Source organism: Paenibacillus sp. TY11 (assembly GCF_059772165.1).
On sequence record NZ_JCBAIQ010000031.1, the window covers coordinates 40,281 to 57,556 of the forward strand.

Sequence of the window (17,276 nt, forward strand, 5' to 3'; positions counted from 1 at the left end):
TTTTAATCTCGCCTCCGTTAGAAGCATCGCTTTGGATGACTAAGTAATCATCTTTAACTTCGACTAATTTAGCGGTTTCACTTGGATGAGATCCTGAATAATAATAAATCAAACCAATGATTAGTGAAAAAAATGCAATTTTTAAAATAAATGATGAAATTTTTTTTTGTTACTAACATTAGAATTCACCTCCAATAATTGCTCATTATACTATATCTATGATATTATTGGAAATGTATTTACAATATTATTCCACTTTGGAGGTAAAAGATGAAAAAGAAGACAGGGTTACTCTCGCTTGTGGTAGTTGGACTCCTTGCATTTTCTCAAGGCTCAGTTAGCGCGGCTAGTGCGGCAGAAATGGAGGTAATGGACTATACTCCACTGAAAATTGACAACAATCTAACGGTTAAAAAATTTTCTGATGGCCGTATTGCGCCGATTGAAAATGCAAAATCTTTGACGGAGAAACAACAATACGAGATCTTAAGCGAAATGGGTTATACCGAAAAAGAAAGTGAAGAACTCTCTGAGGCAGAGAAAGTTTATCTCATTACTGAGGGTGGAGTGAAAGTTAATGTAACCCAAAGTGAAATGGTTCACAAATATTTTGATCTTAGTGGTAAGGAACATATAATTACACCAGAAAATGAAGCTGAAATTAACAAAATCAAAGAAGCTGATTTAAAAAAATAAAAGGTGATAAGTTTAGTACATCTGCAATGGGATCTGTTAACGACGGTACTTTTTCAGGCACTTCTTCAATTCATTATATGGGGAAAACAGCTAATGGTAGAGAGTACAAGTATTCATACAGAACACATTTTAACTGGAGCAACATCCCTTGGATTACCTTATCTGATAGGGTAGCGCATGCTTTCCAATCCCATACTTCTGCCATTGGGTCAAAAGCTGATTTCTTTTATCGTTCAGCAAATGGAAACTGGCAAGATGGTGAATTTAGTAATATTGATCAATCACAAACTTTGGGAACTATTGGGTCGGTGCGCTTAATACCCATCAAAGAGCAATACGGAACTTTATATACTGAAGTAAGAATACCAGAAGCGCATGGTGGCGCTACAGGAAGCTTTGCCAATAGTTATGCTCATTCATACACTGAGGTACCATTCGCTATATCTTTAGGTTCAGTGAGTATTACTGGGACTGGATTAGGCGATTTTTGGAGTTGGAGAAGCAATTTCACAATTGGTCAATGGGAATAGTAATATTTTTGACGGGAAAATGACCTCTTTATGACCCGCCACTGGACTTTTCATGTGGTAAATTTGTATCATGGAAAATCAAATAAGGAACGCATCGCAGCGCTTTCGAGCCTCGGTAAATCAGGTTGGTCAATGTGCAGGCCTTTTTTACATGGCCCGCGCAGGCGACAAGGGTAACGTTAACCAGTGGAAATATTAACAGCCTGATCAGAATTCTCGCGCGGTTCAATTCCGTAGAGACTTTTCTCCTACCTATTAATTCCAATCTCTTTATTGTCGATATATACAGAATAAGGGGGAATTATTAATGGCTAGAAGACGGAGAAGAAAGCAGAAAAGTTCTATTGAGGAGGTCATCGCAGGGATTGCGTTAATAGCACCGTTCTTTTTTATCTTTTCAGTAACGGGTTCAATCGGTGCCTCTGTTTTTGCATCTTTTATGGCAGTAGAAATAGTCATAGCATTTATTATCTATCGTCAAATGGCTGCTTCAACAAGACTGCGTAACTCTGGGACTGCTGAAATTGATAAAATGGATGGTTATCAATTCGAGAAATATTTAGGACATCTGTTCAGAGCACAAGGATACAAAGCTGAGGTTACACAAGCTTCTGGAGATTAAGGTGTCGATCTGGTTCTTACAAAAAGCGGTCAGTGTATCGTGGTTCAGGCGAAACGGTACAGTAAAAATGTTGGACTTAAAGCGGTTCAGGAGGTTTACGGTGCGGTAGCTCATTACCGTGCATCTTCGGCATGGGTCGTGACAAATAGTGATTACACAGAGCAAGCCTACAGACTGGCAAGGTCCAATAACGTTCGCTTGATCAACAGGGAACAGCTTATTGAAATGATTTTGGAGGTTAAACAAAGGAATTCTGCAACTAAGAAAGCAGGTTAGAAGCAAGAAAGAGAGGAATTCAAAGAATGAATAAACTGAGTTTGATTTCTGAGCGTATTCTCTTTTTAACTCATCCTCTCTAGTAACTAAGTACAAATGCTTTTATGCACAGCGCAGCGTTTTGCATCCCGTTTAACGTGAATGGGTCTTATCGCTGTTTATTTTTTTAGGTTTTAAATAAGCGCTTGTGTTACTTTGGTGCTATAAATACATAGGCAGATACAGGTCACTCATTTGGGTGGCTTTTTTATTGCCTTGAAAGGATTTTAGTCTTGAAGAAGAAGCAGACGAAAGGAATTTTGCTCCCGTTTAGAGGACTACCAAAACAGCCGAAGAAATGCAAAGGTTGTGTATGGGGTAGATGGGAGGAGGTAGCTTAGTTTTATTTTTGGTCTGACTATGTGAAAAAGGATAGGCCTTCCTGAGTGTCGAATTGTGCATAATAGGAGGGATAGTAAAAATGTTTGACATAATAGCGAATTTAAAAGAGCTAAAGGAAGGAACTTAGTATTTCAAAGGTCTTAGTCTTCAGCTCGTTCATTTTACTTGTTTTATCATATATTAGGAAAAACATACCTGATGTAAATGGTGATTTTTTAAAAACGTTATCTTTCTTTTCTAAGAAATTTGGATATGAAAATTGGGATTCAATTTTTCTAATCTTCCAAATAATTTTAGCAACTATCGTGGTGGTGGTGTTGTTTTTTTATATCTGTTTTGTTTGATAATTTATTCAGTTTACTGGAAGAAACAAAGAAATGCTCCTTATCTGAATGATTTAAGAGAAGAATGGGTATTAAATAAACTTCCTGCTTATTTAGTTTTATCATGTGTGAGTTACTTGAATTTAATCGGATATTATTTTGTTTTAGAAATTAAGTCGATTGACTATTTTATCCCTCTGATAATTTCGATACTTGGTTCATTTCTCTTATTTTTAGCCTTTTTGGGAAAATATCTAATTCAAAATTATGATTAGTAGGCACTTTCGGGTGCTTTTTCTTTTGCCCTCATACGACGAAATTTAAGCCGTTTTGAGCTTGCCTTCTGTTGAGGCGAATGCTGGAAGGAGTGCAGCAGAGATAGGGTATACACACATTCTCATAGCGGTATCAGCTACTCACCCGAATAGTGGAAACCAACTCAAATAGCCTTTTGAACATTTACACTACCTCTTTCATAGTATATGGCAGTTGATAAAGAGAGGTGGCCGTTTGATGGAAATACCAATAACAGGTTTTGTTGTTCATTCCGGTGATTCCGACTCTAACCATTCGCATAAGCTTTTTATTAGTTCGTGGGACGGTAGACCAGTTAATGTTCACGTACATCCTTTTAAAGGGAATACATCATTTGATGCGGGACACTACCACCATTACGCTGGAGTAACAGAGCCAGCTCCAAGTGGTGTTCCGCATGTTCATCATTATTATGTAGAAACATCATTTAACGATCAACATACGCACTTAATTAGAGGAACTACAGGACCAGCCATTCACTTAGCGGGTGGTGGTCATTACCATCACTTTGAAGGGTATACAACAGTAAACGGTAGAATTCCTCACTCCCATATGTACAGTGGAAATACTGGAGATGAGAAAGAGTACCGATATTAATTAACTAAAAAAACACATCCCCGTACAAATTTCCTTTGACTAATCTATTTGTCCTTTACGTTTTTTACGGCCCTTCATACTATAAACTAATCCTATTTAGAAAGGGGTATGGAAATATGGGTGGGACTGATGGAGCTGGTTATGGCGGTATGTTTACCAGTGTCGGGGTTATTCTCGTACTATTTATACTGCTTGTGATTGTTAGCCGTACTTGGGGGTTGTAATGCTTAAAGGGCTCAGCCACAGGTTACTGAGAATTCGACTCTTATGAGTACAATGTAATTGGTCGAACAATTTAAAATCAATAGTAACAATGACGAGCTGCTACTGGCTCGTTTTTTCTTGTTTCAAGGGACTGACGCTTAAAAGGTAATCTGATGGGAGTACCAAGTTAAAGAACACTAGAAAATAAGGAGGTCATACAAGTGGAAATCAGAGCCCTACCGATAGAACAAATCAACGCAGCAGCATACAACCCGAGGGTAGATTTGCAGCCAGGCGACCCCGAATACGAAAAGCTTAAAGCTAGCATTGAATCATTCGGCTATGTCGAGCTAATTGTCTGGAATGAGCGCACCGGGAACATGGTCGGCGGTCACCAGCGGTACAAGATCATGGTCAATGAGCTTGGGCATACGGAGCTGGCCGTTTCCGTCGTCGATCTGGACGATCAGCAGGAGAAGCTTCTCAATCTAGCGGCAGAGTTTGCTGTTCCGCAGGATGAAGCTTTGGACCTTCCCGTTACCGACGATGACTTTGATATCCAGCGTGCTCTGGATGAAATCAAGGAGCCAGAGACCAGGCGTGGGGATTATGGCAGCTTGGTCGGCATCGGTTGGTGTGTGGTGACGCGACGAATCCTGATGACGTATCACTTTTGATGAACGGAGCTAAGGCATCGCTGGTGGTCACTGACCCGCCGTATAACGTGGCGGTGGAGAGTGATTCTGCACGATTGAGTGCACACGGCCGTAGTAGCATAATGAATGACAACATGCCCGCCGAGGGCTTCGCGGGCTTTTTGTATGCTGTTTTTTCCAACTATGCAGTTGTGATGCAGCCTTCAGCAGCCATTTATGTACTTCATCCTTCGTCCTATCAACGTGATTTTGAGAATGCCATGAATACTGCAGATATTACGGTCCGCTGCCAGTGCATTTGGGTCAAGAACGTGGCTACTTTTGGTTGGGCACAGTATCGTTTTAAGCATGAGCCGGTCTTTTATGCTCACCTGAAAAACAAGGCTCCAGCCTGGTACGGTGATCGGACACAGACAACGGTATGGAAGGCTGGTCTTCCTGTTGAGGAACCGCTGCCTGAGACAGTATGGGAAGTTTCGAGGGGCGATGTAAATAAGTATGTTCACCCCACTCAGAAGCCCCTTGATCTATTGGCTATTCCAATTAAGAATAGCAGTTAGCGTGGTGACGTGGTTGTCGATTTCTTTGGCGGCAGCGGCTTCACGCTTATGACATGTGAGCAGATGGGCCGGACATGCCGGACGTTGGAACTGGATCCGATCTTCTGCGATGTAATTAAGAAACGTTTCCTTGAGAGCATCGGTATTGAGCCGATACTGTTGCATCGCGTGAATCCCCTATAATAAATTTATTAGGCTATATACCTAGTTGTAGTCACCTATTAATGATAGGATCATGAAAAATAGGAGGGGATTAAATGAAAATAATCAAGAGAATGAGCTTCTGGCTGCCGATATTATCTCTGATTATTTGTATGTGTAACCTATCAGGAAACGATGATAAAAATATACTACTATTTTTAACAAATCCTTTACTTTTATGGCTTAATCCTTGGTTGACAGATTTGCATTATTCGATGGTAAATGAACTCCATTACAAGTTTGTTCTCTACGGAATTCATTTTTTTCTTGGTTACTTATTGTTTTTTTAATAGATTGGTTGATTTCAGAGTATAAAGTAAAAATAACCACATAGCTCTCCAAGTCATCCGCCCAAATAATATAGGCGTTTTTTTAAAATAAAAAGGGAGACGCGCAAACGTTTCCCCCATCATCCAGGCTATCCCCCCGGCTGAGATAGCGGCCCGCCACGCGTGGCATTTTCGAGTCATCCGCTATCTCTATATTCCAGTATATGGGAAATTACGAAGGATATGACAATGGGAACAGACAACGAGCTACAACGCAGCATTACAATATGAAATAGAAGTCATCGAAGGAATCCTCGAATCCAAGGCACAGTATCGGAAGATTGTTAAGGCTGGCATAGCTCAGTGGGTAAAGGATTTGCAAGCTGGAAATATAAAAATGCAGACGGTGCAGGATCTGGATCGGTTGATTGAACTGGATAGTAAGCTTCAGAAGGATGCGCTGTAATAATTCTAACACGATAGGGTCAGGCCTATGCCTATTTTCCCTAGATGAAGTCAACAGCCCAATCTTTTTGGTTAATTGCACAATAAGCTACTTTGACTAGACTTTGGAGGTGATCATTAACTATGTTTCGACATTATTGTTGGCAAAAGAAAATGAATCGGAGAAAATTTAGAAGGTGTATAGTTAAAAAAGTCAAAGTTTTGCCGAAGGTTATTGTTAAAGGGATCCGAGGACCTCAGGGACCTCAGGGGCCGCAGGGACTGCCGGGTTCACAGGGAGTTCCAGGTGCTCAAGGCCAGCAAGGGCTACAAGGTTTTCAAGGAATTCCCGGACCAGCAGGAGCAGTAGGGCCAGCAGGACCAGCGGGACCGGCAGGAGCGGTGGGGCCAGCAGGACCAGCGGGACCGGCAGGAGCAGTAGGGCCAGCAGGACCAGCGGGACCAGCAGGAGCAGTAGGACCAGCAGGAGCAACGGGGGCAGCAGGGCCTGCAGGCGCCGGGATATCAGACTTCTTAAGTGTTTTCCGAGCAGATCCTGGTACGGGAACTGACACAGTTCCGGGTAACTCACCAATTACCTTTACTGGAGTTTTGGCTAATGTTGGTGGTGCATTTACTTTCACTCCTCCATCTTCAACGATAACAATCAACGAAACGGGGAGTTATCTAATAGATTTTACAATTCATAACCAAGGCGATGCTAACTTTAACCTTACCGTAAATGGAATCCCTGTTACCCCTGTTCCCTTTACGGGTAACGGTGGCGGACCAACTTCGGCAGAAGTCATTATTACTGTAGGGGTCGTTCCTACAACTATTCAATTGGTAAATGCAAATGCAACCCCAGCCCAACTTCATAACTTTACCAATACTACTCTTACTATATTAAAGTTGACTGTTTAAACCATTTTTAATGATATATAGAACATTATATGTAGCCGCTTTAGAAAAGACTATACGATTTCATATCGTCAGTTTGTCTAATTACACTCATAGTAAGCAGACGTATTTATGGGGGGTGATTGTGTAGCATGGCCAGAGAACGTAGTGGCAGTAATAAGATCAATTAAATACTACCACTACTCCAAAGCCTATCTCTAAAGTTAAAATGGAAAATCCGTAGTAACATTGTAATAAACCAATGATATTATTTAGACATAGAAAATATGAACCTTAAGAAGGTCAGGAAACTTTTCCTGCCTTCTTTTTTTATTGAAATACTTCAAAATATCCGAAAAAGGAACCTGTGTGATCGTACTGTTCAGCTAGCCTAAAATCAGTATTATCCTATTTCATCTTCAGGTCCTGTCTGATTTAAAGGCTGTTGTCCATAACCAAGGCTATCCTAGGCTTGATATTTCCATGTTGGAAGAAATCATGCTGAAGAACATGCCAAACAACTTAAAGAGTAATTTCTTATCGACTAACGTTCTGAAAATGAAGTTGAACGTGATCGACAGATGAAAATCAATAACTACATTACAGGTGTACATTAACTCCAACTGTACTTAACTCCATTAGAAGCTACAGAAGAATTCGCTGACGATTGGACTAAATGCCAAGGTTCCCGCAGAAGTTATTTCAAAGTTTGAGAAGAAATATGAGGCTCCATCTGATGAACAGATTATGATAATTCTTTCCCAATTCATCTTATAGTCTTAACCTATCACTTCTATAGATATCATATCTTAGACCAATCAAACGTCTCGTGGTATATTGTTGACATCCAAGAGAGAGCCGTACAGCTTCTCTCCACTAGGTTCGAAAAACACAGGGGTGAATATTGATGAGTAAAAAGACCATGTTCGAGAAAATTTGGGATAACCATGTCATCTATCAGGAAGCGGGCAAGCCGAGTATTTTGTACATTGATCTTCACCTCGTACATGAGGTAACTTCGCCGCAGGCGTTTGAGGGGCTACGGCTTAGCGGACGTCAGGTGCGTCGTCCAGAGCTTACGTTTGCAACGATGGATCATAACGTACCGACGAAGGACCGTTACAATATTACGGACCCGATTTCCAAGCAGCAGATCGATACATTAACTCAAAATTGCCGTGATTTCGGTGTCACACTGTATGATCTGGATACGATTGATCAAGGTGTCGTTCACGTTATGGGGCCTGAACTTGGTCTGACTCATCCGGGGAAAACGATTGTTTGTGGTGATAGTCATACCTCCACACACGGGGCGTTTGGAGCGCTCGCTTTTGGTATCGGAACCAGTGAGGTAGAGCACGTAATGGCAACGCAATGTCTCCAGCAAGCAAAAGCAAAAACGATGGAAGTTCGTTTTGTAGGCCGCCGCAAACCTGGGGTGACAGCGAAGGACATGATTTTGGGTGTCATCGCCAAATACGGTACAGATTTCGCTACAGGCTATGTTATTGAGTACACAGGTGAATCCATCCGCGAATTGAGCATGGAAGAGCGCATGACTGTGTGTAACATGTCTATTGAAGGCGGAGCCAGAGCAGGTATGATTGCGCCGGACGAAACCACCTTCAACTACTTGCGTGGACGTGAACATGTAGCACAAGGAGATGCTTTTGAGCAAGCGGTTGCTGAGTGGAAAGAGCTTGTCACAGATGAAGGCGCTGAGTTTGACGTCGTGCTGGAGTTTGACGTTGATGCTTTGATTCCACAAGTAACTTGGGGCACCAGCCCGGGCATGGGTACAGATATTTCCTCAACCGTACCGATTCCGGCAGAACTTCCAACAGAAAACGAACGTAAAGCTGCTGAAAAAGCGCTTGAATATATGGATTTGAAGCCAGGTACTCCGATCACGGATATTGCGATTGACTATGTGTTTATCGGCTCCTGCACCAATGGGCGGATTGAAGATTTGCGCGCCGCGGCTGAGGTTGCCAAAGGTTATAAGGTTTCTGACAAAGTAACGGCCATCGTCGTACCGGGTTCGGGTCGTGTGAAAATTCAGGCTGAACAAGAAGGACTGGACGTCATTTTTAAAGAAGCAGGATTTGAGTGGCGCGAAGCGGGATGCAGCATGTGTCTTGCGATGAATCCAGACGTACTTCAACCGGGACAGCGTTGTGCATCGACTTCTAATCGTAACTTTGAAGGTCGTCAGGGACGCGGAGGACGAACTCACCTCGTATCTCCTGCAATGGCAGCCGCTGCGGCGATTCATGGACATTTTGTCGATGTACGGGATTGGAAATTCAAGCAGGAAGAAGTAGTCCGCTAGGATACAGAGGAGGAATTACGATGGAAGCTTTCACAACATTAAAAGGAATTGTAGCACCTGTGGATCGGGTGAACGTGGACACAGATGCTATTATTCCTAAGCAGTTTTTGAAACGAATCGAACGTACGGGCTTTGGACAGTTTCTGTTCTACGAGTGGCGGTTTGATGAAGCGGGCAATATCAATCCTGAATTTGAACCGAACAAGCCTCGTTATGCAGGAGCGTCTGTGCTGATCTCTCGCGCTAACTTTGGCTGTGGCTCCTCACGTGAGCATGCGCCCTGGGCGATTATGGACTATGGGTTTCGTTGTGTAATTGCACCGTCTTATGCGGATATCTTCTATAATAACTGTTTCAAAAACGGTATATTGCCGATCAAGCTGTCTGAAGAGCAAGTAGAAGAATTGTTTCAGCGCACGGCGAAGCATGATAACTACCAGTTGAACATAGACCTGAATGATAAAACAGTCACTGATGATTATGGTCTGCATATTGAATTCGATCTGGATGAACATCGCCGTCAATTCCTGCTGCAAGGTTTGGATGACATTGGCTTGACACTCCAGCATGAGTCTGAAATTCTGGCTTATGAACAAAAACGTGCTGCGAAACAAGGCGCATAATTATAATTCCCAGTTCAGTTTCAATATGAAGCAATATAATTACTAGTTTGTTAGACAGAAAGCCCGTACTGGCAATTCTTTTGCCTGCGGGCTTTTATCATGTTCAAAAAATAAATTGGTAAATAAGGGGTTGACGGTTCGACACAGCATGGTATTGTAAATGTAAAATGGTTGAAGGACTATGCCTATGAGAAGCACAAAAAAATACATATAAGTTAGGGGAATGAGGATGAAGAAATATGGTTGGGTGATACTAGCGGCTTTCTTGATTTGGTTGTGGCCGTCCTCCCCTCATGTGAATGCGGCTGGAGCAGATTTGTTTTTGGATGGCAGAAGGGTGGAAGCGCCTGCAGATGCCAAGCCTGAAATGGTCAATGGAAAAATCATGGTACCGCTCCGGGTGGTTGGGGAGCAGCTTGGGTATCAATTCAAGTGGGAACCACAAGCCTATAAAATCTCAATTCAAAAAAACAGCACAGACATGTCTATGTATGTAGGCCGTACATCGGCTGATGTGAATGGAAAAACAGTTAATCTGGATGCGCCACCTGTGCTTCGTGGCAACTCGACCATGGTACCATTGCGTTTTGTTGGGGAGCAAATGGGGCTAAAAGTGGATTGGAATAATAAAAGTAAATCCGTAAATCTCAGTCAAAAGGCTGCAACTCAACAAGCAGATAAACAGTCTCAATCCCAAAAATCGGAGCAAACGTTGACACAGAGTACAACAAGCACACAAAAACTGTCTACAGCTACAGAGACGACAATAAATTCAGCTGAAGTAGACAAGCATACTGAGACTGCACTTTCACCGTCCAAACAGCAGAATGTAGAGCTGTCAAAGGCAAATGCGTTGCTTGTGCAAAACATTACTTTTGATGATGAAGCATTACGAATTTCTCTGAACAAAGATATAACCCCAAAAGTGTTCAAAATGACGGGACCTGACCGTATTGTTGTGGATTTACCGGAAGCAGCGCTGGTGTCGGAGTTTTCCCAAACCTTCCCGATTCGTGACGATGGTTCACGGGTGCTGACGAATAGTAACAACGAGGATGTGCAGGAAATTAGGTTTGCTCCTACAGACGGACAAAATGGGGGCGTCCGCATCGTTATTGTTTTAAATCAAGCACGTGATTACGATCTCTCAAAAAACAGCTCAGGTGAAATCACCCTCCAAATGCGTGCACGTAATGTGGACTCGGTGATGACCCCAACGAATGTCGAAGGACGACGAATCGTCGTAATTGATCCCGGACATGGTGGCAAGGACCCTGGAGCAGGCAGTGTGACTGGAAGACATGAGAAGGAATTTACATTGGCGGTAGCCTTAAAGGTTGAGCAGCTTCTGCGAAATGATCCTGATATTCAAATCGTATTGACTCGCAATGGAGATACGTATCCCACGCTGGATGAACGCCCACAGATTGCTAACAATCAACAGGCAAGCGTGTTTGTTTCCATCCATGGTAACAGTATGCCAGCCTCTAATAACGGAAAAGCCAATGGCTCTGAAACCTATTATGCACGTCAGGAAAGTTTGGGATTGGCAACGACCATGCACAGGCATCTTGTAGACGCTACCGGATTTAAGGATAACGGCATTAAAGTGGCAAACCATGTGGTAACGAGAAAATCACAAATGCCTGCTGTGCTGCTGGAATGTGGCTACCTTAGTAATCTGTCAAATGAAGCGGCCATGTTCACAGAAGAAACACAGGAGAAGATTGCCGAAGGTATTGTTGATGGGTTGAAGGAGTATCTTGGAACGGGAACGGGTACAACTGAATCGCTTAACTAAGGATGTTTGCAAAAAAGCTACTCTCCACCTTTAATGAAAATTCATGGGGTGAAAAGTAGCTTTTTTTGTTTTTTTAGCAATGACTTTTGACGGAAAGCGAATGAACTATATTTTTAGTCAAAATTCGACAAAAGTAGTTCTTTGGCACGTATATTTCTGTTATGATGGAATATATTCGCAACTTTTGGTGTGAGATAACGTCTAAAAGGTTGTCTGATATTACATAAGCGCGTATATCAGGTCGCCGCACCGGAGCATGTGGCAAAAAAATTATGAATGGAAGGGTGACGAATGAAGAAATTTGGTTTTTTGTTGTTATTATTTGTCTTCATGTGGGCGGTTCCGGGTTATGGACATGCGGCTTCGAGTGGAACACAAATCTATCTCGACGATCAACAGTTAAGTGTCCCTAGTGGTGCTAAGGCACAAGTAATTGGCGGAAGTACAATGGTCCCGCTACGCGTAATTTCTGAAAATTTGGGATATGACGTGACATGGAAGCAGCAGGCGCGAACCATAACGATTGAGAAGGACAGTACCTCGATCCGAATGATAATCGGAAGTAAGACAGCGACTGTCAATGGAAGCGACATTAGTCTGGATGCTTCGCCTCTGCTGCGTTCCAATTATGCCCTTGTACCGCTTCGTTTTATCGGCGAGCAAATGGGACTGGACGTAAAATGGGACAGCAACTCCAAGTCCGTAAAATTATATACCCGCAGTAGCGGGTCAGGAAACGGGGAGTTTACACCTCCCAAATCCGGGAATAACAGTACAGGTACAGGAAGCGTAACTGCACCGACTAATAATGCGAGTACAGGTGTTACGCAGGTGCAGGGAATTAGTTTCAGTCAAAACCGTTTAACAATCACAACTGCGAGTGCAGTCAAGCCGAAAGCGTTTACGATGACAGGCCCTGATCGGGTAGTTGTGGATTTGCCGGCGACTGCGTTTGCTGATAATTTTGGAGACCAGCAAAAGCTGGATAGCAACTTAAATGGTTCGCTGGACATTGAGAATGAAGCGGATGTGTCCGGTATCCGTTATGCTTTATTCCAAAAGGAACCTTCAACGGTTCGCGTTGTTATTGATTTGAAACATGCCATGAATTATACCGCATACAATGATGGATCGAATCGTGTTATCGTCGATCTGGCTTCCAAGGATTCAGTTAATACAACGCCAGACGCAACGTTACCAGATGGTTCACAGCCGGATGACACGCAGACATCACCAGTTAACAGCAATGGTAAAAAGGTCGTTGTTATTGATGCTGGTCATGGAGCAAAAGATTCCGGAGCGGTTGGGGTTTCAAGAAAAAATTATGAAAAGACCTTCAACCTGTCTATGGCTCTGAAAGTAGAAAGCATATTAAAGCAGAACCCCAATCTTGAGGTTGTGTTGACACGCAACGATGATACATTCTTGGAGCTTAAACAGCGCGTAAAAGTGGCTGAAAATCTTAATGCTAACGTGTTCGTGTCCATTCATGCTAACAGCAGCGGTAGCTCAGCTTCCAACGGTACAGAGACGTATTACCAGCGTAGTGCAAGCAAAGCGTTCGCCAACGTTATGCATAAGTACTTTGCTCCTGCGACGGGTCTGACAGATCGAGGCATTCGTTATGGCAATTTCCATGTGATTCGGGAAACGACTATGCCAGCCGTTTTGCTTGAAGTAGGATATCTGAGTAATGCAAAAGAGGAAGCCACACTGTTTGATGAAGATTTTCAAAACCGGGTAGCTCAAGGGATTGCTGATGGCATCACAGAGTATCTTGGTGTAAAATAAATCTTCAACAAATTGCTTGCCAACGTCAAGCAAGGAGGGGGACATATGAACAAGAAAATCGTAATTGCAGGTCTGCTGGCACTGTTCGCCATCGCAGGTGCAGGGTGTGCCTCCAAGCAGACAGCTGCTCCTGCGACTCCATCTCAAGAAACACAAACACCTGCTGCACAAAATAGTACGCCCGAGCAGACCACTGATCCATCGGCTCAATCTGCTGAAAATAATGGGGCGAGTCAAACGCCTGCATCCCCGTCGACGGAGCCTACAAAGGCCAAGACGGATACGGAAAATTCAGGAGATCGACAAACACAGCAGATCACGGTGTACTATACGGATACACAAGAGAACGGCTTGAAAGAACAGAAAAAGGAAATTACCTACCCGAGCGAGCTGGAAAAATTCCAAAAAGCGTTTGAAGCTCTGCAAAAGAGTGGGGATTCTGCTCTGATCCCGTTGTGGTCCGAGAAAATTTCCGTGCATAAGATCAAATTGGATAACGGAGCATTGACCTTTGATATTTCCCTGCCTGATGAGGCTCGACTGGGTGCAGGCGGCGAGGAATTGGCTATCGATGCGTTGAAGAAAACCATGTTCCAATTCAAGGAAGTCAAAACGCTGGATTTACTCGTAGATGGTCAGTCCCTGGAGTCCTTAATGGGACATGTAGATTTGGATCATCCAATGACCCGCTAACAGATCAGACTGTATGAAAATTTCTTGGGAATTTACACACTTTTCACGTGCAATCTGTGACAGATAATGATAATATAGGAGTGTATTTCTCGCCTATGCAGGCAGTCATGCACAAATAGTATTCGTTTCTTTCCGGATGATTATTTAGAGTGACCGTCTTGATGCGGGCTATCCCGTATCAAGACGTTTTTTTTGGTAGGAGGTAGGATTCCGTGAATGCAGCAACCGCACGTCATATATTGGACACCATCGGTACGATGTTTCCGGATGCCCATTGTGAGTTGAACCATGACAATGCTTTTGAATTAACGATCGCTGTGTTATTGTCTGCTCAATGCTCCGATCAGATGGTCAATAAAGTAACGGCAGACCTGTTTCAAAAATACAAGTCACCCGAGGATTATTTGGCTGTTCCTCTTGAGGAGCTGGAGCAGGATATTCGCAGAATCGGCTTGTACCGAAACAAGGCCAAGCATATTCATAACCTGTGCCGTATTTTAATAGACCAGTACGGGGGAGAGATACCGTCGGAGCACGATCAACTGGTCAAGCTACCCGGTGTTGGCCGCAAGACGGCTAATGTCGTAGTCTCTACTGCTTTTAATGTACCAGCTATTGCGGTAGACACGCATGTAGAGCGCGTTTCCAAGCGACTCGGCTTTGCAGGGTGGGATGATTCAGTGCTTGAGGTGGAAAAAAAGCTGATGAAGAGGGTACCTAGGGATGAATGGTCTTTGACCCACCACAGGCTTATTTTTTTCGGACGCTACCATTGCAAAGCTCAAAACCCTCAATGTCAGGTATGTCCGTTGCTTGATGTGTGCAGGGAAGGGAAGAAACGTATGAAAACGTCTCTTATCAGAAAAGATAAGGAACGTAGAGCTTAAAGACCCAACAGAGGCTACAGAGGGTTTAACCATTTATGTGTAGAAAAGGATGAAGAGTATGAAGTGCATTTCGGTATATACAGACAATTTTGAAGCTTTCTCCGATATTTTCGAGCAAATTGTAACAACAGAGTTTGCTGAAAACGAAGAGCGCGAGCTAGAGGGAATCACGGTTAGCCATTCCGGTGATGTACCCGAGCATTATCTGGAGCGTATGTCACAAAAACCAGAAGTGGTCGTAATGAAGGACAAATCCCGTGGGATTACGATTTTACAGCATGGTCAAGTATTTGAAATTTTGCTGCCGGTGCTTGAGACTGCAGCCAATTAATTTCATGTAGCGGACATGCGTGCATGTTCCAGTGTAGGCGGCTCGGCTGGTCTAACCAGCCTAAAGGCGCATGATCTACACGATTCTTGAAGACCCTCATGGAATGGTGGGCATGGGCGATTTTCGTCCGTTGTTTACATATCTTGCTTCGTCATTGCCTTTTCAAGGTTTTGATGACTCGCCGCATACGATTGCTAAATTACTTATTTGCTTTCAATTGAAGCCTTGCAGTAATGGCGGCTTCTAAAGCGTTCCCCAGTGTCATGAATTGACGGGGAGCGCTTTTTAGTTTTTTCAATTGTGATGATTCTCACAGTGACTTAGGAATGCTACAATATAGCTATTTGGTGCAGCCAAGAGACAAGGAGTGAACCGTAGCTTATGATGCAAACGATTACAGGAGATGCGGGCAAGTGGTTGGATACGATAGAACAGATACAGAACACCTTGCGTAAAGCTGGGGATGAAGCGGGAGCAAAGGCAGTAGGTGATCTGCTGGAAAAGGCGCATGCGCAGGAGCTGACTATTGCCTTTTGTGGACATTTTTCAGCGGGCAAATCGAGCTTGATTAACAGCCTGTGCGGTAAAACCGTGCTGCCATCCGGGCCGGTGCCTACGAGCGCTAATGTAGTATCCATCCGCTATGGACGCTCGAGAGCGCTCATTCATCCAGCCAAAACACCGGAAAACCCGGAGCCGGAAATCGTGGAAGCCTCCCTGTCCGAGCTGGCTGAGTATTGTAAAAATGGTGGAGCCTATGAATCGGTTCAGGTATGGGAGGATGTTCCGATGTTATCTGGCGGAGGAGTGTTGCTGGATACACCCGGCGTAGATTCCACAGACCACGGACATGCGCTGGCGACACATTCAGCTTTACATTGGGCAGATATCGTTTTTTATGTGATGGATTACAACCATGTCCAATCTGAAAATAATTTGTCCTTTGCCAAAAGTTTGTCGGATTGGGGCAAGCCGTTATATTTGATCATCAATCAAATAGATAAACACCGGGAGCGGGAGCTTTCATTTACACGTTATCGTAGTGAGGTGGAGACCAGCTTTCACGCCTGGCAGGTTCATTATACGGATATCCTGTTTACTACCTTGAAAGAGCAGAACCACCCATGGAACCAGTGGGAACAGTTGACGCGCCTGATTCCAAAATTGCTGGAGCGCAAAACAGAGCTTTTAGCATACAGTTTAGTGTCTTCCATGCACCATTTGGTAGAGCAACATGTGGAGGCTGTGCAGGCGGCTGAAGAAGAGGAACTGAACACACTGCTGAAAGAGGCAGGTGGGGAAGAAGCCATTTTGCGCTTGGATATAGAGCAGAAAACCTTACAGCAAGAAGATGAACACTGGAAGATGCTTCCCGAGCAGGAGCATAAACGGCTGCGTCAAGAGCTGGATCATCTACTGGAACACGCACATTTGACGCCTGCGGAGCTACGTGAAGCGGCGGGCGAATATTTGGAGAGCCGCAAGTCGGGCTTCAAAACAGGGCTATGGTTTGCCGGAGGAAAAACAGAGCGAGAAAAGGAACGCCGTTTGGAACGGCTGACAGGAATGCTGACGGATCAGGTGGAGGGCCAGCTGCTTCCTCATGTGCGGGAGTTACTGAGATCTTGGGGTGATGGACAGGGGTTGTGGTCCGCTGCGATGGAGCAGGAGCTGGATAACATTCGCCCTGTGACAGACCGGCAACTGGTAGAGCAGACAGTGAAGGAAAATGCATTGTCGCCTGAGTATACGTTGAACTATTGCAAGGACCTACGCGCCGCTGTCACGGCCGATTGCCGCCGCAAGGCGCTGACGCTGGTAGACCGCTTGCTGGCCCAGCTTGT

At 43.9% G+C, this 17,276-nt stretch carries 15 protein-coding genes and 2 pseudogenes; 16 read left to right on the forward strand and 1 reads right to left on the reverse strand.

The features are described 5' to 3' along the window. Positions 1 to 270 precede the first annotated feature (270 nt). From AC6EJC_RS24585 to AC6EJC_RS24615, 7 genes and pseudogenes are all read left to right on the forward strand, one after another. Positions 271 to 696 (forward strand): hypothetical protein, encoded by a 426-nt coding sequence (locus AC6EJC_RS24585; RefSeq protein WP_444956190.1) that lies wholly within the window; start codon positions 271 to 273, stop codon positions 694 to 696. Between the two features lie 26 nt (positions 697 to 722). After that, complete coding sequence (locus AC6EJC_RS24590; protein ID WP_444956191.1) at positions 723 to 1,226, forward strand: hypothetical protein; 504 nt, start codon at positions 723 to 725, stop codon at positions 1,224 to 1,226. 481 nt (positions 1,227 to 1,707) lie between these two features. Beyond that, a pseudogene (locus tag AC6EJC_RS24595) lies at positions 1,708 to 2,124 on the forward strand (restriction endonuclease). 1,217 nt (positions 2,125 to 3,341) lie between these two features. Then, positions 3,342 to 3,740 carry a YmaF family protein gene (locus tag AC6EJC_RS24600; RefSeq protein WP_444956192.1) on the forward strand — a complete coding sequence of 133 codons (399 nt, stop codon included), beginning with the start codon at positions 3,342 to 3,344 and terminating at the stop codon, positions 3,738 to 3,740. A 116-nt stretch (positions 3,741 to 3,856) separates the two neighbouring features. Then, the gene (locus AC6EJC_RS24605) at positions 3,857 to 3,964 is read left to right on the forward strand and encodes a YjcZ family sporulation protein (protein WP_444956193.1); all 108 of its coding nucleotides are present in this window, start codon (positions 3,857 to 3,859) and stop codon (positions 3,962 to 3,964) included. Positions 3,965 to 4,165: 201 nt separating this feature from the next. Beyond that, positions 4,166 to 4,621: a ParB N-terminal domain-containing protein gene (locus AC6EJC_RS24610; protein ID WP_444956194.1), complete on the forward strand. Its 456-nt coding sequence runs from the start codon at positions 4,166 to 4,168 to the stop codon at positions 4,619 to 4,621. After that, a pseudogene (locus AC6EJC_RS24615) lies at positions 4,621 to 5,343 on the forward strand (DNA-methyltransferase). The gene AC6EJC_RS24610 and the pseudogene AC6EJC_RS24615 overlap by 1 nt, the downstream one beginning before the upstream one ends. 293 nt (positions 5,344 to 5,636) lie before the next feature. Here AC6EJC_RS24615 and AC6EJC_RS24620 read toward each other — a convergent pair. Further along, on the reverse strand, positions 5,637 to 5,774 hold the full coding sequence (locus tag AC6EJC_RS24620; protein ID WP_444956195.1) for a hypothetical protein: 138 nt from the start codon (positions 5,772 to 5,774) through the stop codon (positions 5,637 to 5,639). Between the two features lie 522 nt (positions 5,775 to 6,296). Here AC6EJC_RS24620 and AC6EJC_RS24625 point away from each other — a divergent pair. The 9 genes from AC6EJC_RS24625 to AC6EJC_RS24665 all read left to right on the forward strand — a co-directional run. Then, on the forward strand, positions 6,297 to 6,998 hold the full coding sequence (locus AC6EJC_RS24625; RefSeq protein WP_444956196.1) for a collagen-like protein: 702 nt from the start codon (positions 6,297 to 6,299) through the stop codon (positions 6,996 to 6,998). 883 nt (positions 6,999 to 7,881) lie between these two features. Further along, entirely contained in the window at positions 7,882 to 9,306 is a 1,425-nt protein-coding gene (leuC, locus tag AC6EJC_RS24630; RefSeq protein WP_444956197.1) for a 3-isopropylmalate dehydratase large subunit, read from the forward strand. A gap of 20 nt (positions 9,307 to 9,326) precedes the next feature. After that, a complete protein-coding gene (gene leuD, locus AC6EJC_RS24635; RefSeq protein WP_444956198.1) occupies positions 9,327 to 9,929 on the forward strand; it encodes a 3-isopropylmalate dehydratase small subunit in 603 nt (200 codons plus the stop codon). A 229-nt stretch (positions 9,930 to 10,158) separates the two neighbouring features. Beyond that, positions 10,159 to 11,730: an N-acetylmuramoyl-L-alanine amidase family protein gene (locus tag AC6EJC_RS24640; protein WP_444956199.1), complete on the forward strand. Its 1,572-nt coding sequence runs from the start codon at positions 10,159 to 10,161 to the stop codon at positions 11,728 to 11,730. Between the two features lie 291 nt (positions 11,731 to 12,021). Next, entirely contained in the window at positions 12,022 to 13,521 is a 1,500-nt protein-coding gene (locus AC6EJC_RS24645; protein ID WP_444956200.1) for an N-acetylmuramoyl-L-alanine amidase family protein, read from the forward strand. A gap of 45 nt (positions 13,522 to 13,566) precedes the next feature. Next, a complete protein-coding gene (locus tag AC6EJC_RS24650) occupies positions 13,567 to 14,214 on the forward strand; it encodes a GerMN domain-containing protein (protein WP_444956201.1) in 648 nt (215 codons plus the stop codon). 212 nt (positions 14,215 to 14,426) lie between these two features. Then, the gene (nth, locus tag AC6EJC_RS24655) at positions 14,427 to 15,101 is read left to right on the forward strand and encodes an endonuclease III (RefSeq protein ID WP_029514969.1); all 675 of its coding nucleotides are present in this window, start codon (positions 14,427 to 14,429) and stop codon (positions 15,099 to 15,101) included. Positions 15,102 to 15,159: 58 nt separating this feature from the next. Further along, complete coding sequence (locus AC6EJC_RS24660; protein WP_013310628.1) at positions 15,160 to 15,432, forward strand: hypothetical protein; 273 nt, start codon at positions 15,160 to 15,162, stop codon at positions 15,430 to 15,432. 381 nt (positions 15,433 to 15,813) lie between these two features. Then, positions 15,814 to 17,276: dynamin family protein (locus AC6EJC_RS24665; RefSeq protein WP_444956202.1), on the forward strand; the 1,463-nt coding region annotated here is incomplete at its 3' end.

Excerpts from the sequence above, each read along its gene's own strand:
- leuD (WP_444956198.1), top strand. The coding sequence starts at position 9,327 with ATGGAAGCTTTCACAACATTAAAAGGAATTGTAGCACCTGTGGATCGG.
- AC6EJC_RS24620 (WP_444956195.1), bottom strand. The coding sequence starts at position 5,774 with ATGATGGGGGAAACGTTTGCGCGTCTCCCTTTTTATTTTAAAAAAACG.
- AC6EJC_RS24650 (WP_444956201.1), top strand. The coding sequence starts at position 13,567 with ATGAACAAGAAAATCGTAATTGCAGGTCTGCTGGCACTGTTCGCCATC.
- AC6EJC_RS24585 (WP_444956190.1), top strand. The coding sequence starts at position 271 with ATGAAAAAGAAGACAGGGTTACTCTCGCTTGTGGTAGTTGGACTCCTT.
- AC6EJC_RS24660 (WP_013310628.1), top strand. The coding sequence starts at position 15,160 with ATGAAGTGCATTTCGGTATATACAGACAATTTTGAAGCTTTCTCCGAT.
- leuC (WP_444956197.1), top strand. The coding sequence starts at position 7,882 with ATGAGTAAAAAGACCATGTTCGAGAAAATTTGGGATAACCATGTCATC.
- AC6EJC_RS24605 (WP_444956193.1), top strand. The coding sequence starts at position 3,857 with ATGGGTGGGACTGATGGAGCTGGTTATGGCGGTATGTTTACCAGTGTC.
- AC6EJC_RS24590 (WP_444956191.1), top strand. The coding sequence starts at position 723 with ATGGGATCTGTTAACGACGGTACTTTTTCAGGCACTTCTTCAATTCAT.
- AC6EJC_RS24600 (WP_444956192.1), top strand. The coding sequence starts at position 3,342 with ATGGAAATACCAATAACAGGTTTTGTTGTTCATTCCGGTGATTCCGAC.
- AC6EJC_RS24645 (WP_444956200.1), top strand. The coding sequence starts at position 12,022 with ATGAAGAAATTTGGTTTTTTGTTGTTATTATTTGTCTTCATGTGGGCG.
- AC6EJC_RS24640 (WP_444956199.1), top strand. The coding sequence starts at position 10,159 with ATGAAGAAATATGGTTGGGTGATACTAGCGGCTTTCTTGATTTGGTTG.